A 14,568-nucleotide genomic window follows, 5' to 3' on the forward strand; every position below is an offset into this window, starting at 1 on the left:
CATATTTGCACCTTTGAAGCAAAGTCGCAGGCGATATCAGCGTAAAAACCCCAAACTGAACACCTGCGGGCGGAGCTTGTCGGTCAGGGCTTGGTAGGCCGACTCGAAGGGGTTGAAGTTGACGGGGGCGGTGTCGCCGCTTTTGTTGCGTTCGGCCAGCGCGTTGCGGATTTGGTACCAGCCCACATCGGGGCGGTTGAGTTTGTATTGGTCGCGAACGGTGCGCACGTCGGTGTGGGCGAAGTAGGCTTTCCACAAGCTGCGGCCCGCATCCAGCACGGCGGTGGCTTCAGCGGACAGGGTAATGTCGGCCAGGTACTGCACCATGAAGTCGGACTCGAAGCGGTCGGGTGCATCGACTTCTTCTTCGGTGTAGGGGATGAAGTGGTTGACGATGGACCACTTTTGGCCGTTCCATTCGAGGTCGTTGGCGCTGGCGGTTCGGTTGCTGCGGTTGAACAACATCCACATCAGGCAATCGGTTTTGAATTCTTCCGTCAGTGGTTTGGTCGGTTGCAAAAATTGATCGCGGTCGTTGAGCCAAGTGGGACGAACCGCGCGGCGCATGGCAAAGACGACGGCCGCTTGCCATATGTTTTTGTCGGTGATGAAGAAACCTCGTGCACTGCCGTACCCAGATGAAAAAACGACTGTCTGTTGTTCTGCGTGCTGAAGGTCATTGCCTCCAGACAGCATGTACCCAATTGCACCATCTGCCCATTTGGTGCCTCGCAAATCTTTTGTTGCTGTGGCGGGTGTGACTGCATTTTTCAACGGAACAACATCAACAGAATTTGTTTTTGGTCGAACAAACCATTCGCTTAGATATTGATTGCTAGGCAAGTTGAAAAACGTCTTTGAACCTATTTCGCGTGCGTCCTTATCAAGAACCTCGACTTGAATCTCGGTGATCTGAGATTTTTGGTGCTGATCAGTTTTCCAGACCAGAAAGCCGATTGGGAATTTTCCGCTCAACCCATCAAATGCGTGGTTATGAACCACAAAACCGCCCAGATATTTCGCGTTCCAATTGGCTCGAAAAGTGGCAAGGGTTGGGGCGTTGATGTATTTCAAAGTACTGAACATCGCCAAAGTCGCATTTGGAATTTCTTGAGCTACCCGCGCCACGAACTGCGTGAAAAGCTCATTGCTGGCTTTGCCATAAGCAGCCATTGCATTAGCGGCCAACTTCGTTTTGGAGACTCCCGATTTGTTTTCACCTGCAAGCAATCCTGTTGAGATGTTTTCAAGATTAGTTGCCTCCGCATAAGGCGGATTGATCAACACCAAAATCTTCTTCCCCTCCGCAATCGCTTTGCGCAATGCGGGCGGCACCTTGTTGCTCAGGCTGTAATCAATCTGCCCGTCGTCAGTGATGTCGTCGTTCAAATAGTCGTACTGAAAGCGCTGCGCCGACACACAGGTTTGGTGGCTTTCATCACGTCGATGTCGGCCTGGTCGAGCGTGCTCATGTAGAGGTTGCGCGGGTTGCTGTGCTTGACTTCCAGGTTGCCCACGCCGCAGCACATGTCCCAGACGATGTAGTCTTTTTGCCAGTTGGCCCCCAGCGTTTCGGTCAACTTGTCATAGGCTTTGTCCACCACATGCAGGGGGGTGTAATACGCCCCTTTGAAGCTGCGTTCGTCGTACGGAATCAAACTGTCGCGCCGCTCCAGCAGGTAGTCGCGGTACTCCGATTTGGGCGGGCGGTGGTGGATGGCCCAAAACTGCCGATAGCCTTCCTTGTTGCCCAAGTCGTAGTTTTTGCCCTTGAGCGAGAACACCGGTGCGCCGTTTTTGTGCATCAATTCGGCGGGCAAATTGGCGTGCGTGGACACGGTGCCGTCGTGCATGATGTCCGCAAAAAACAGCAGCGCGTAATCTTCTTCGCTCACGCCCACGATCTCGCGGCCCACCATGGCCACCCATTTGTCAAACACCTGCTTGAGGTTGTCCGGCGTGATCTGCGTGCGGATGATGTCGCCCGATTGGATGGCCGCCTTGACGGTGCTGATGAACTCGTCTTCGTGCGTCTTGATCCTGAACGACACAAAGTAGGTGCCGATGTGGGCCGAGATGTCGTCCAGCGCTTCTTGCGTGAACTGGCTGGCCGACTTGCCCCATTGGATGGTTTTTTTGGCCAGAAAAGGCAGCACATCGGCGCTTTTCATGATGGCGGCTTTTTCGGTGTCGATCACTGCCAAAAAGGGCGGCACAGGCTCGCCTTTGTTCAGCGCCACCTGCACGTAATGCAGCAGCTGGGTGAACATGGCGTAGCTGGAGTGGCGGTCGGTGTCCTTGGCCTCGAACCAGATCTCGCGGCTCTGGATGTCGATCAGGCCCTTGGTGTAACCCTTGAGGCCCAGGGCCTTGATGTACGCGTCTTTGACGTCTTCTTCGCTCTTGGCGGATTGCAGCTGGGTGTAGAGGCTCACGGCAGACAATATTGAACAATTAATCCAATATTGTCTTTCAATTTAAATTCAATAGTTCACATTAATTGCTGCTTGCAGTTAGTCCACAACATCGACGTGCAAATCGCGCAGACCCTGCACACATTCGGCCAAGGCCCGCAGCATGCGTTTGCCAACGTCTTCAAAGCCGGGGTGCTCGGTCATGGTCCGGCGCACTTCGTGGCCCACGTCGGCCACGGCTTCACCGAGTTCTTGGAGGGTTTGCACTTGATATTTACGTCAATAAATCGAGGTATCGAACTGTTTATTGATGTAAATATCAAAAAATCCACGACAAATCAGCCGTGACAGCGCAAAAGCACGGTCAATGCAGACCCTGATGGTTGACGCAGGTTCTGCTGTTTCAGCTTTGAAGTTTTTGCAGGTAAGCATCCAGCTTCACAAACGTACCCCCAAAGCCCACCTCCATGCCAGGCCTTGCCACATCGAAGGTCTGACAGCCAATCTCGTCACTCTCATGCGGTAACCAAGTGATCGTCACGCGTGTGCCTTCGCCTTCGGCATCTTCAAACGTGGTGGTCACGTGCATGTACTTTGGCCAGGTGGGGGCCATGGGGTGCGCGCCCAAGCCGCCTTCGCGGTTGGAGAAGCTTTGAATCAGCACCAGCCGCTCGTTCACGGTGATGTCTCGGAAGTCTTGTCTGCCCCACATCTCCATGCCCCCTGGCCCCTGGATGCCGTAGTGGTAACGCCCGCCCACGCGAAAGTCCATGTCCGTGTGGATGTTGTGAAAGCCCTCAGGGCTGAGCCAGTGCGCCAGGTGTTGAGCTTGCGTGTTGACCTCGAACACCAGCGGGCGAGGCGCTTGGAACACACGGGAAATGACAAAGGGGGTGATGGTGCTCATGGTGTTCGCAAGACATGTTGAGGACGGTTGCGAATTCTAAGACGACATCCTCGACAACACATCGAACACCGCCGCCGTGTCGTGCTCGGCGTGCCCCAGCGCCATGGCGGCGTTGTAGACGGGCACGGTGGCGGCAAACAGCGGCGCGGGCACTTGGGCCTCGGCCAGCGCAGCGGCAATGAGCTTCATGTCTTTTTGCCAGATGCCGACTTTCATGGTGGGCGTGTTCCAGCCTTGGCCTTGCATCAGAGGGCCGCGTACTTGCAGCATGCGCGAGCCGCCTGCGCCGTCGCTCAGCACTTTGACCGCATCCTTGGGCTGGATGCCCCAACGCTGGCCCAGCAGCAGCGCTTCGGCGGTGGACACGTTGTGGATGGCCACCAGCAGGTTGGCCATCAGCTTCATCTTCATGCCGTTGCCAAAGGCGCCCAGGTCAAAGCAGTTTTTTGAAAAGCCCGCAAAGACGGGGGCCAGTTTTTTGATCGCCGCTTTGGGCCCGCTGGCGTACACCGTCAGGTCTTTGTGCACCGCTTGCGCGCCTGTGCCCGACAAGGGGCAGTCGAGCATGACGATGCCCTTCGCGTGCAGTGCATCGCGGGCGGTGGTTTTGTCGGCGATGTCGAGCGTGCTGGTTTCCACCACCAGCAGCTTGCGGTGGCCGCGCTCGGCGATCTGCTGCGCCGCACCGTGCAGCGCTTCAGGGCTGGGCAGCGCGCAGATGATGACGTCCACCGTACTTGCCATGTCGCCCGCGCTGGCGCAGGGTGTGCCCCCGGCCGCTTTCAGGCGTTTCATGGCTTTGGGGTCGGGGTCGTAGCCGCTGACCACAAAGCCCGCCTTGACCAGGTTGGCGGCCATGGCCCGGCCCATGATGCCCACGCCCAGCATGCCCACGCGCTGGATGGGCGAAGCAGGTTGTGCGGGGCGGGGTGTTTTGGGCGCTGTGCTCATGGCTGCGCTTCCAATGAAGCGGTGGGCGAGAAGGACGTGGACCGCAGCATCTTGGTGCTTTGCTCCACCACCACGTCCAGCTCCAGCAGCGCCTGACGGTAGACCGCCCAGCCGGGGTCGGCCTCCATCAGAGCGCGGCGGCGCTCGCGCTCGGCCAGGCTGGCAAAGCCCCACAGGTGCACCACTTCGTTGAGCGGCCCGATCTCGGACACATAAAAGCCGATCAAGTGCCCCAGGTACTTGAGCTGCAGCGGCAAGGCCGCGCGTTCGTACAGCTTCAAAAAGTCGCCTGTGCGCAGGGCCTTGATGGTGTAGGTGCGGTGCTCAACGATCACGGTGCTGTCCTCATGCTTGTCCTCATTCGGCCTTGATGCCCAGATCGTTGATCACCTTGTTCCAGAAGGCGTAGTCGGAGTTGGCCACGGTGTCGAGCGCGGCAGCGCTGGTGCCGGTGGGCGTGAGGCCCAGGTCAATCAGGCGGGCCTGAATTTCAGGCAGCTTCACGATCTTGACGATCTCGGTGTTGAGCTTGGCGATGATGTCGTTGGGGGTGCCTGTGGGCGCAAAGATGCCGTGCCACGAGCTGCCGATGACGCCGTTGACGTCGAGGTTGGGGTCAAACTCGGTCATGGTGGGCACGTCGGGGAGGCCGGGGATGCGCTGCGCACCCGAGATGCCCAAGGCTTTGACCTTGCCCGATTTGATCAGCGGAATCGCGGTGGTGGAAGCTTCCACGGACAGGCTGACCACGCCGCTCATCACGTCGGGCGAGGGGTTGGTTTTGTAGGGCACATGGTTGAGCTTGATGCCCAGCCGCTGCGACCACACCTCCAGTGCCACGTGGGGCTGAGAGCCCACGCCCAAAGACGCGTAATCGATCTTGCCGGGGTTCTTCTTGGCGTATTCCACCAGCTCCTTCATGTTGTTGTAAGGCGCTTTGGGCGTGGCGGTCAGCACATGCGGCACTTGCAAAATTTGGGTGATGCCCTTGAAGTCACGCGGTGGGTTGTATTTGGCGTCTCGGTACACATTGGGCGCAATCGTGTGCGATGCCTTGACGCTGAAAAACAGGGTGTAACCGTCGGCCGGTGCGGTGGCTGCCGCCACAGCGCCAATCATGCCGCCCGCGCCAGGTTTGTTGTCGACCACCACGGGTTGGCCCAGGGCCACGCTCAGTTTGTCGCCAATCAGGCGCGCCACCACATCGGGCGAGATGCCTGCAGGGAAAGGCACCACCAGCTTGATCGGGCGATTGGGGTAGCCCGCAGTCTGCGCAAAGGCGCTGGGCGTCGCGATGAGCGTGGTGCTGAGTGCGGCCGTGGTGGCCAGGGCAATCAAATGACGGCGTTTCATGGTGTTGTCTCCGGTGTTGTGATGGGAAGCGGTGTTGGGTTGCGAAGTCTCAGAAGTTCACGCGCTCAGCGCCTTTGAGCGCCAGGATTTGCCGGGCTTCTGCAGGCGTGGCGATCTGCAGGCCCAGGCCTTCGATGATCTGGCGGGCTTGGCGCACCTGCTCGGCATTGCTTTTGGCCAGCGTGCCCTTGCCCAGCCAAAGGCTGTCTTCCAGGCCCACGCGCACATGGCTGCCCATGCTGGCGCCCATGGCGGCGATGCGCATCTGGTGACGCCCTGCGCCCAAAACAGACCACTGGTATTGGTCGCCAAACAAACGGTCGGCGGTGCGGCGCATGTGCATCACGTCCTCGGGGTGGTTGCCAATGCCGCCCAAAATGCCGAAGACCGACTGGATGAAAAACGGCCCCTTGATGAGCCCTTTGTCGGCAAAGTGCGCCAGGTTGTACAGGTGCCCGACGTCGTAGCACTCCAGCTCAAAGCGGGTGTTGTTTTCGGCGCAGGCCCGCAAGGCGTATTCGATGTCCTTGAAGGTGTTGCGAAAGATCAGGTCGCGGCTGTTTTCCAGGTGCTCGCGCTCCCATTCATGCTTGAACTCGGTGAAGCGGTCGAGCATCGGGAAAAGCGCGAAATTGAATGAGCCTAAGTTGAGCGAAGCCACCTCGGGCGCAAACCGCATGGACGGTTGAATCCGTTCATCAATCGTCATGAAGGGCGAGCCGCCGCTGGTGAGGTTCAGCACCGCATCGGTGCGGCTTTTGATCTGCGGCAAAAACTTGCCGAAGGCTTCGGGGCTTTGGTCGGGCTTGCCGGTGACCGGGTCGCGCGCATGCAGGTGGATGATGGCCGCGCCTGCGTTGGCTGCCTCCACTGAAGCTTCAATGATTTCCTCGGGCGTCACCGGCAAATAGGGTGACATGGAGGGCGTGTGGATGGCGCCGGTGACGGCGCAGGTGATGATGACTTTGTTCATCTGATGGACTTGAGGTTGGAAGTCAGGCCATCGTAGGGACGAGTCATCGGGCTTCACACCACGTTAACCCCTAAGGGCAGACGCATGGGTTACAGCGGCGCTGCGGCCTGCAGCGCCGCAGGTGGCGTCAAGCGTTGACGTTCACCACCACCCGGCCACGCACCTGACCGGCCAGAATCTCGGCACCCAAGCCGATCGCTTCGGCCAAGCCCACTTCGCGGGTGATGCGTTCCAGCTGCGCGGCGTCCAGGTCTTGTGCCAAACGCGCCCAAGCGGCTTCGCGCACGGCACGCGGGGCCATCACGCTGTCGATGCCCGCCAGCGTCACGCCGCGCAAGATGAAGGGTGCCACGCTCGAGGGAAAGTCCATGCCCTGGGCCAGGCCGCAAGCGGTGACCACGCCGCCGTATTTCGTGCTGGCGCAGGCGTTGGCCAGCGTGTGGCTGCCCACGGTGTCGACCACGCCGGCCCAGCGCTCTTTGGCCAGTGGCTTGCCGGGGGCAGACAACTCGGCCCGGTCTATGACGTCGGCCGCACCCAGCTGACGCAGATAGTCGGCTTCTTGTGGTCGGCCCGTGCTGGCCACGACGCGGTAGCCCAGCTTGGCCAGCAAGGCAATTGCCACGCTGCCTACGCCGCCGCCTGCGCCGGTGACCAAAATGTCGCCTTTGTCCGGTGTGACGCCGTGCTTTTCTAAAGCCATCACACACAGCATGGCGGTGTAGCCTGCGGTGCCAATGGCCATGGCTTGGCGCGGGGTGAAAGCTGCAGGCAGTTTAACCAGCCAGTCACCTTTCAGGCGCGCCTTTTGCGCCAGACCGCCGCTGTGGCTCTCGCCCACGCCCCAGCCGTTCAAAACGACTTTGTCGCCCGCCTTGAACAGCGGGTGCTGGCTCTCGGTCACCGTGCCCGACAGGTCAATGCCGGGCGTGAGCGGAAATTTGCGCACCACCGGGCTTTTGCCCGTGATGGCCAGGCCGTCTTTGTAGTTGAGGGTGGAGTAGTCCACCTGCACCGTCACATCGCCCTCTGGCAAGGCGCTGTCATCCAGGGTTTGCAGGGTGCAGCGGTAACCGGCGTCGTCTTTTTCAATTTGCAGGGCTTGGTAAGTCATGGAGGGTCTTTCAATCAAAGGGAGTCAATGGGTTTTTTGTAGGAGCCCACCCCGTGGGCGATGGGCGTGGCACACGCTCTTAAAACCATCGCCCACGGGGTGGGCTCCTACAGGGTTTGCATTTCATTTTCGGTTGACCAGCACAATGCCCACGGCCACCAGGCCCAGCGCCATCAGCAAGGTGGGGGTGGCGGACTCGCCCAGCAAGAGCGTGCCGAACAGCAAGGCAAACAGCGGCGTCAAAAATACGAACACCGAAATTTTGGTGGCCGGGTAGCGGCCCAGCATCCACATCCAGGCCAGGTAGCTGGCAAAAGCGCCGATCACGGTTTGCGCCAGCATGGAGCCCCAAGCCAGAGCGCTCCATTGGAAGGACCAGGTCTCGCCCAAAGCCACCGACAGCCAAGGCACGGCCAGCGCGGTGGCGGCGATTTGGTAGAAGAGCAATTTTTCGGGCGAAATGCGCGTCAGGTTGTTGGCGCGGATGGACACCGTGGTCAGGCCCCACAAGGCGCCTGCGGCCAGGCCCAACAGATCACCCAGGGCGCTGTTGTTGCCCGCACCCAGACCTTCGCGCATGGCAAACACCACGGCCACAAAGGCGCAGGCCATGCCCAGCCATTGCAGGGGGCGCAGGCGTTCGGACTTGACGAACAAGGGCACCAGCGCGGCCACCCAAAACGGCGAGGTGTACAAAAACACCGTCAGCCGCGAAGCCGTGGTGTAACGCAGGCCCAGGTAAATGCAGGCGAACTCGGCCGCGAACAAGCCACCGGCCAGCAGACCTGCCCACAAAGAGCCATCGCGCTCGAACAGGCGGATGCCCCGCACGCGGCACCAAACCAAGAGCAGCACGCAAGCGCCCATGCAGCGCAAGCTGGCCTGATACAGCGGCGCTACCTCGCTCATGATGGACTTGACGAGGATTTGTTGCAGACCCCAAAACATGCAGCAAACCAACAAAATACCGACCGCCAACCCATCCAGATGCTCTTTGCGTGAATTCATGCGAAGCATTGTGCCGCGCCCCAGAGGGACAGGCTGTCACCTTGGGCGTGCACCATGCAGGTAATATGCCTGCACAAGGTTTCTGAATTCACGCGACATGTTGCTTCCCCATTTCACCGCGCTTGGCGCTGGCCCGATTGTTTTGATGCTGCACGGGGCAGGGGGCAACTTCCGCAGTTTTGCGCCGCAGGTGGAACGCCTGGCCCATGCGGGGTACAAGGCGGTGGCTTGGGACATGCCGGGCTACGGCCACAGCGTGCCGGTGGAGCCTTATGGGCTCAAGGGCCTGGCACACAGCGCCATCGCTTTGATCGAGGCCTTGTTGCCTGCCGATGCCCCGGCACCTGAGCGGTCGGTGCATTTGGTGGGGCATGGCCTGGGCGGCATGGTGGCGCAAGAGCTGATCATGCGCAGGCCCGACCTGGTGCGCAGCCTGGTGCTGGTGGGCAGCACCAGCGGGCCAGACTCGGGCTGGGCCAGCGATGCAGAGCGCCAGACGATGCTGCTGGATGCGGCTTGGGATGACCACCCGCAACATTGGGCCCAAAGCGTGGTGGATGCCCAGGTGGGCCCTTTGGCCTTGGCCGAAGGGGTGATGCTGGCCAGCCATTGCATGGCGCAGGTCTCACCCGTCACCTACCGCCATGCCCTGCAGGCGCAGGCCGTTTTTGACCGCGATGCGGCCTTGCCGCTCATCCATGTGCCCACATTGTTGATCACGGGAGAGCATGACCGCTTGGCACCAGTGGCCGCGATCGAGCGCATGGCGCGGCGCATCCAGTGCTGCCGCTGGGTGCAGATGCCGGGCGTGGGACATTGGCTACCACTGGAATCGCCGGAGGCCTTTGACGCTTTGTTGATGGATTTTCTGGATGAACCGCCCGTTCACTGGACGCATTGAACGTGGGACGCAGGGAGCAAAATAGCCATGAACGCATTTGAAAAACACATGACCGCCTTGCCAGCGGGCCCTTTGAATCGCCGCGACTGGCACCGCCTGGCCTTGGCAGCGGCCATGACGCCCTGGCTGGGCGCCTGCGCGCAGGCCCAGGCTGTGGGCAGTTCGGCCGAAGCCGCGCAAGGTCCGCGCTGGCAGGCAGACCCGTTCAGCCTGGGCGTGGCCAGCGGCCAGCCTCAGCCTGACAGCGTGGTGCTGTGGACGCGCTTGCGCATCACCGAGGTCGATGCGGCGCAGATGGGCCAGTCGGTCGGCGTGGTGTGTGAGCTGTTTGCCGACGCCGCCTTGCGCCAACCGGTGCGCCAGTGGCGCGTGCTGACCGACGCCAGCCGTGCGCACAGCGTGCACGTCATCGCCAGCGGACTGCAGCCCGGACGGCATTATTGGTACCGATTTGTGTGCGGCAGCGCCACCAGCCCGGTGGGCCACACCCGCACCAGCCCGGGCGTGAACGATGCGGTGGACCGCTTGCGCATCGCACTGGCTTCTTGCCAGCATTTTGAGCAGGGCTACTTTGTGGCGCACCGCGAAATGGCGCAGCGCGATCTGGACCTGGTGCTGTTTGTCGGTGACTACATCTACGAAAGCACCAACCCTCAATACATGCTGCGCAAGCACGATGGCGCTGAGCCCAAGCGGCTGGACGAATACCGTGAACGCCATGCGCAGTACAAGGGCGATGCGGATTTGCGTGCCTGCCATGCCGCGCACACTTGGGTGATGACTTGGGATGACCATGAAGTGGTCAACGACTATGCCAACGACCTGGATCGCCATTTCTCTGATCCACAGGTTTTTTTGCGCAGACGCGCAGCGGCCTACCAAGCTTATTTTGAGCACATGCCGGTGCGCCTGGGGCCCGATGCGAACAACGCCAGCCAGATGCGCATCCACGACCGCATGGCCTGGGGACGCTTGGCCGACCTGTGGACGCTGGACTGCCGCCAATACCGCGATCACCAGGCCTGCCCTGACCCGATGCGTGGCGGTGGCCGTGTGGTGGTGGGCTGCGATGCGTTGGCCGACACCTCGCGCACCATGCTGGGCACGGCTCAGGAGCAATGGTTCACCGAGGGGCTTACGCGCAGCAGCAAACGCTGGAAGCTGGTGGCCCAATCTACCCAGATGAGTTCGAGCGGCATCAACACGCCTTTGGGGCGAAGTGCTTTCACCGATGGTTGGGACGGCTATCCGCAGGCGCGTGCCAAGTTGCTGGGTCATGTGGCGCAGGCTGGGCTCAAAGATGTGGTGGTGCTCGGCGGCGATGTGCACATGAACGTTGCCGCGCAGTTGCGCGTGCAGGCCAACGACGAAAAATCGCCCATCGTGGCCAGCGAACTCGTGACCACCTCGATCACCTCACGCGGTCTGGGCGAGAAGCTGCTGGCGCAGATCCGGGACAGCAATCCCGACATCCTGCATGCCCGATCCGATGAACGCGGCTACACCTTGCTGGAGGTCAAGCCCCAGGGCATCAGCGCCCAGTTCCGGACCACGCCCAACCCGGCCAAAGCCGATGGCGTGCTCAAGACCCAAGCGCAATTCCAGATCCAGGCGGGCGTGCCAGGTGTACAAAAAGCCTAAAGGGCTCCTGTAGGAGCAGCACCCCGTGCGCGATGGTTTGTGAACCACAAGCGTTTGATTCGCACAGGCGGTGCGGCCCCCTGCAAGAGCGTTCAGCGCACCAGCAGCACCGGCACTTTGCAGTGCGCCAGCACCTGTGTGGCCACCGAACCCATGACCAGGTTGCCCAGCGTGCCGTGGCCGTGCGAACCCATCACCACCATGTCGAACTTGCCGCTGTCGGCGGTCTTTGAGATGATCTCGCCCGCATGACCGACCTTGGTGATGCTTTTGGCCTCGATGCCATGGCGGGCCAAAAAGGTGGACACCGGGGCCAGCACTTTTTCGGCTTCTTCGCGCTGGTAAGTTTCGACCACCTCTTTGCCCACAACGGCGCGTGCCCGTGCAGGCAATTGAGCTTGTGCCGTGATCAAGGTGTACTTGTTCGATGTGCTGAACAGCTCGTCGTGCGTGGCCAGATAGGCCAGCATTTTTTTGGTGAATTCACTGCCGTCAACGGCCAACAAAATTTTCATGGAAAGCTCCTCAGAGGGGGGGAGCTTTCAGCTTAGTTCGATGTCGGTGCTCGCGTGTTGACTCAGGTCAATCCCGTGGGCTGTGCCAGCGCCAACACGGTGTGCCAACGCACCGTTCAAACGGTGATCAGCTGCTGTGCCTTGAACCGAAGCTGTTCGCCCTTGTGCGCATAGCCCAAGGGGTTGGCCACCACGCGGCAGTCACCCGCCGCATAGTCGCTTGGGCAATGCAAATGGCCGTGCAGCCACAGTTGGGCTTTGGGCAGCAGGTCATCGAGCGCGTTGCAAAATCCGGCCGTGCCCGGCGTTTCGCCGTAGCGTGGGTCGGCGCTGCGCAGACTGGGGGCAAAGTGCGTCACGACCACGGTGGGGCCGTCAAACGGGGCATCCAGGGCAGCGCTCAACCAGTCTTGGCACAGCAGGGCTTGTTCGCGTATGCCTTCGGCCAGCCAAGGCGCGTTCGTCCGCGTGGTGCCGGTTTTGCGCAGGTAATAGTTGGCGGCGCGAAAAGCTTTGTCGCGTGCCTTGAGCTGGCGGGTGAACTGGCTGTTGGGGTGGCTGAAGTGCGCCGGGATTTTGTCGGGCAATGTTTGTCCTGCCAGGGGGCCGAGCGCGTCAAAGTCAGACCACAGCGTGGTGCCGACAAAACGCACCCCGCCCAGCTGCACCACTTCGCGCTCCAGCCAAGTGATGCCCAAGCGGGCGCAGGTCTCTTGCAGGCGCTGGTGCGCTTCGTCAAAGTCCATGCCGTCGTACTCGTGGTTGCCGGGCACAAACAGCACTGGCGTGGGCCAGCCGTTTTGCGGCGAGAAGCGGCCCAGGCCAAAGTCGGCGTCGCCCGCGGCGCTGAGCGCCGAGTTGTTCTGGTAGGAACCAATGTCACCGGCCAGCACCAGCACATCGGCACCAGTGGCGGGCGTGGGCATGAAACCGGGGTTGCTTTCCAGGTGCAGGTCCGACAGAAGCTGAATGTTCATGGGGTGCTCTCAGGCATGAAGGCTTGTTGCGCCACTTGCAACAATTGGCCGCGCAGCCATTGGTGGGCGCTGTCGTGGTGCAGGCGGCGGTGCCACAAGGCCTCGACGTGCACCGGCGGCACATCAAAGGGCAGCTCGCGCAGCGCCAGTTGGTCGGCCATGCCGGTGGTGGGTACAAAGTGGCGTGGCAGCACGGTGAGCAAATCGGAGTTGACCACGACTTGCCCGGCGGTGAAGAACTGGTTGACGGTGATCACGATGCGTCGTTGCTGGCCGATGGAGGCCAGGGCTTCATCGACAAAGCCGTAAGGCCTGCCCGAAAAGCTCACCAGCAAATGCCGTGCATTGCAGTAGTGCTGGATCGTCAGCGGCTGATCGGCCAAGGGGTGGTCTTTGCGCATCACGCACACGTATTCACCCGCGTACAGGCGCTGGTGTTCAAAAGTGACGGCCTCGCCAGCCTGGGCGCGGGCGGTCAAATCGGTGAGCACCGCCGGAAAGTAGCCCAATGCCATGTCGGCGGCGCCATCGCTGAGCAGGCGGCGCGGATCGCGGGTGGTCAGCGGCACCACCCTCAGCGAAACGCCGGGAGCTTCGCTCTCGAGCCGCCTGGCCAGCCCGCCCATGAGTTCGGCCGCGGTGGCATCTGCCATGGCCAGCACAAAGGTGCTGCTGGCCTGACCCGGCACGAACAGTCTGGGCACGATGGCCGCTTGCAATTGGCGCAAGGCCTCGCGCACGCTGGGCCACAGGGCCAAAGCGCGGGGCGTGGGTTCGATGCCGTGGCCCTGGCGGCGCACCAGCTCGTCGTCCAGCGCATCGCGCAGGCGGCGCAAGGCGTTGCTGACTGCAGGCTGGGTGAGCGACAAATTGCGTGCCGCCCGGGTCAGGCTGCGTTCGGCCATGACCTCGTCAAAAACCCGAAGCAGGTTCAGGTCCAAGGTGCGAAAGGAGGCGGGGATGGGGGTGTTCATGCAGGAGTGAGCGCCAATATAGGCTATTCATCACCAATGTGAATGATACACATCATGAATATAAAGTTGAACAATACCCGTATTAACCCTAATATTCAAGCCATGGTTTTGACACTCTTTGGTTCTCAAAGTATCAAAACCCGTTGAAAGGGAATACAAAATGAACACGACTGTCAGCAAATCTGTGCTGGGCCAAATGCCCGCCGCCACGGCCCAAGCCGTGGCACCGGCGACTTCGGCCAAAACCTTGTCCACCTTGCTGCTCGCCGCTGGCGTGGCCGCCTTGGTCGTGATGGCCGACCAAATGATCGACGACTGGGCCGAAACCCATGTGCTGGCCTCCTGGCTGGCCCTGTGGGCTGTGGCGGTGCTGGCCATTGGGGCCTTGCGCGGCGTGACCCGCATTCTGGCCCAGAAACTGATGGCCAATCTGGACGGCTGGTCAGCTCAAGTGGCCCGTCGCCGCTCGGACCAGCGCCTGTGGGCCATGGCCCAGAACGACACCCGCATGATGCGCGACCTGCAAACCGCCATGGACCGTGCCGACGAGGACAGCGAGCCCGCCAAGGATGTGCACGCGCTGATGAGCCGCCGCGTGGCCCGCATGGTGGCAAGTCGCCTTTACTACATCTGATCTGCCAATAGGCGGGTCAATTCAAGCCTCCCTCGTGAACTGACCCCAATAAGTTGGACGGTTTAAAAGGCTGATTAGGCCATAGAGGGCTGAGTTCTGTACTGCACAGGACTCAGCCCTTTTAGTTTGATCTTGATCCGATCGTTGTTGTAGTAGTGGATGTACTCCTTCAAGCCCATCTCAAGCTCTTTCACATTCTCGAATTT

General features: G+C 60.8%; 17 protein-coding genes. 3 read left to right on the forward strand and 14 right to left on the reverse strand.

All coding sequences use genetic code 11. The annotated features are described in order from the left end of the window. Positions 1–36 precede the first annotated feature (36 nt). The 10 genes from B9Z52_RS18125 to B9Z52_RS09400 all read right to left on the reverse strand — a co-directional run bounded on the left by B9Z52_RS18125 (position 37) and on the right by B9Z52_RS09400 (position 8,720). Entirely contained in the window at positions 37–1,389 is a 1,353-nt protein-coding gene (locus B9Z52_RS18125; protein ID WP_233251905.1) for a hypothetical protein, read from the reverse strand. Then, positions 1,386–2,435: a hypothetical protein gene (locus tag B9Z52_RS18130; protein WP_233251906.1), complete on the reverse strand. Its 1,050-nt coding sequence runs from the start codon at positions 2,433–2,435 to the stop codon at positions 1,386–1,388. Before B9Z52_RS18130 ends, B9Z52_RS18125 begins: the two co-directional genes overlap by 4 nt. A 78-nt stretch (positions 2,436–2,513) precedes the next feature. Further along, positions 2,514–2,681: a hypothetical protein gene (locus B9Z52_RS17860; protein ID WP_158270529.1), complete on the reverse strand. Its 168-nt coding sequence runs from the start codon at positions 2,679–2,681 to the stop codon at positions 2,514–2,516. A 136-nt stretch (positions 2,682–2,817) separates the two neighbouring features. Further along, on the reverse strand, positions 2,818–3,321 hold the full coding sequence (locus B9Z52_RS09370) for an SRPBCC domain-containing protein (RefSeq protein ID WP_108413564.1): 504 nt from the start codon (positions 3,319–3,321) through the stop codon (positions 2,818–2,820). A gap of 36 nt (positions 3,322–3,357) precedes the next feature. Further along, the gene (locus B9Z52_RS09375; protein WP_108413565.1) at positions 3,358–4,272 is read right to left on the reverse strand and encodes an NAD(P)-dependent oxidoreductase; all 915 of its coding nucleotides are present in this window, start codon (positions 4,270–4,272) and stop codon (positions 3,358–3,360) included. Further along, positions 4,269–4,607: an NIPSNAP family protein gene (locus B9Z52_RS09380; RefSeq protein WP_108413566.1), complete on the reverse strand. Its 339-nt coding sequence runs from the start codon at positions 4,605–4,607 to the stop codon at positions 4,269–4,271. The genes B9Z52_RS09375 and B9Z52_RS09380 overlap by 4 nt, the downstream gene beginning before the upstream one ends. A gap of 22 nt (positions 4,608–4,629) precedes the next feature. Further along, a complete protein-coding gene (locus tag B9Z52_RS09385) occupies positions 4,630–5,625 on the reverse strand; it encodes a tripartite tricarboxylate transporter substrate binding protein (RefSeq protein ID WP_108413567.1) in 996 nt (331 codons plus the stop codon). A gap of 49 nt (positions 5,626–5,674) precedes the next feature. After that, the gene (locus B9Z52_RS09390; protein WP_108413568.1) at positions 5,675–6,598 is read right to left on the reverse strand and encodes a 3-keto-5-aminohexanoate cleavage protein; all 924 of its coding nucleotides are present in this window, start codon (positions 6,596–6,598) and stop codon (positions 5,675–5,677) included. 127 nt (positions 6,599–6,725) lie between these two features. Beyond that, positions 6,726–7,712 carry an MDR family oxidoreductase gene (locus B9Z52_RS09395; RefSeq protein ID WP_108413569.1) on the reverse strand — a complete coding sequence of 329 codons (987 nt, stop codon included), beginning with the start codon at positions 7,710–7,712 and terminating at the stop codon, positions 6,726–6,728. Between the two features lie 123 nt (positions 7,713–7,835). Then, positions 7,836–8,720 (reverse strand): DMT family transporter, encoded by an 885-nt coding sequence (locus B9Z52_RS09400; RefSeq protein ID WP_108413570.1) that lies wholly within the window; start codon positions 8,718–8,720, stop codon positions 7,836–7,838. A gap of 97 nt (positions 8,721–8,817) precedes the next feature. Between B9Z52_RS09400 and B9Z52_RS09405 the strand changes: the two genes are divergently transcribed. Further along, on the forward strand, positions 8,818–9,621 hold the full coding sequence (locus B9Z52_RS09405) for an alpha/beta fold hydrolase (RefSeq protein ID WP_108413571.1): 804 nt from the start codon (positions 8,818–8,820) through the stop codon (positions 9,619–9,621). 27 nt (positions 9,622–9,648) lie between these two features. After that, entirely contained in the window at positions 9,649–11,262 is a 1,614-nt protein-coding gene (locus B9Z52_RS09410) for an alkaline phosphatase (RefSeq protein ID WP_233251907.1), read from the forward strand. 92 nt (positions 11,263–11,354) lie between these two features. On the opposite strand, the gene B9Z52_RS09415 is transcribed toward B9Z52_RS09410, so the two are convergent. The 3 genes from B9Z52_RS09415 to B9Z52_RS09425 all read right to left on the reverse strand — a co-directional run bounded on the left by B9Z52_RS09415 (position 11,355) and on the right by B9Z52_RS09425 (position 13,728). Next, positions 11,355–11,777: a universal stress protein gene (locus B9Z52_RS09415; protein ID WP_108413572.1), complete on the reverse strand. Its 423-nt coding sequence runs from the start codon at positions 11,775–11,777 to the stop codon at positions 11,355–11,357. Positions 11,778–11,893: 116 nt separating this feature from the next. Next, positions 11,894–12,754, reverse strand: a complete 861-nt coding sequence (locus B9Z52_RS09420; RefSeq protein WP_108413573.1) for a metallophosphoesterase — start codon at positions 12,752–12,754, stop codon at positions 11,894–11,896. Further along, positions 12,751–13,728 carry a LysR family transcriptional regulator gene (locus B9Z52_RS09425; RefSeq protein ID WP_199222070.1) on the reverse strand — a complete coding sequence of 326 codons (978 nt, stop codon included), beginning with the start codon at positions 13,726–13,728 and terminating at the stop codon, positions 12,751–12,753. The genes B9Z52_RS09420 and B9Z52_RS09425 overlap by 4 nt, the downstream gene beginning before the upstream one ends. A 160-nt stretch (positions 13,729–13,888) precedes the next feature. Between B9Z52_RS09425 and B9Z52_RS09430 the strand changes: the two genes are divergently transcribed. Beyond that, a complete protein-coding gene (locus B9Z52_RS09430) occupies positions 13,889–14,362 on the forward strand; it encodes a hypothetical protein (protein ID WP_108413574.1) in 474 nt (157 codons plus the stop codon). Positions 14,363–14,436: 74 nt separating this feature from the next. On the opposite strand, the gene B9Z52_RS09435 is transcribed toward B9Z52_RS09430, so the two are convergent. Continuing rightward, positions 14,437–14,568: IS3 family transposase (locus tag B9Z52_RS09435; RefSeq protein WP_146182808.1), on the reverse strand; the 132-nt coding region annotated here is incomplete at its 5' end.

It is taken from the genome of Limnohabitans sp. Jir72 (assembly GCF_003063575.1).
Taxonomy (GTDB): domain Bacteria; phylum Pseudomonadota; class Gammaproteobacteria; order Burkholderiales; family Burkholderiaceae_C; genus Limnohabitans_A.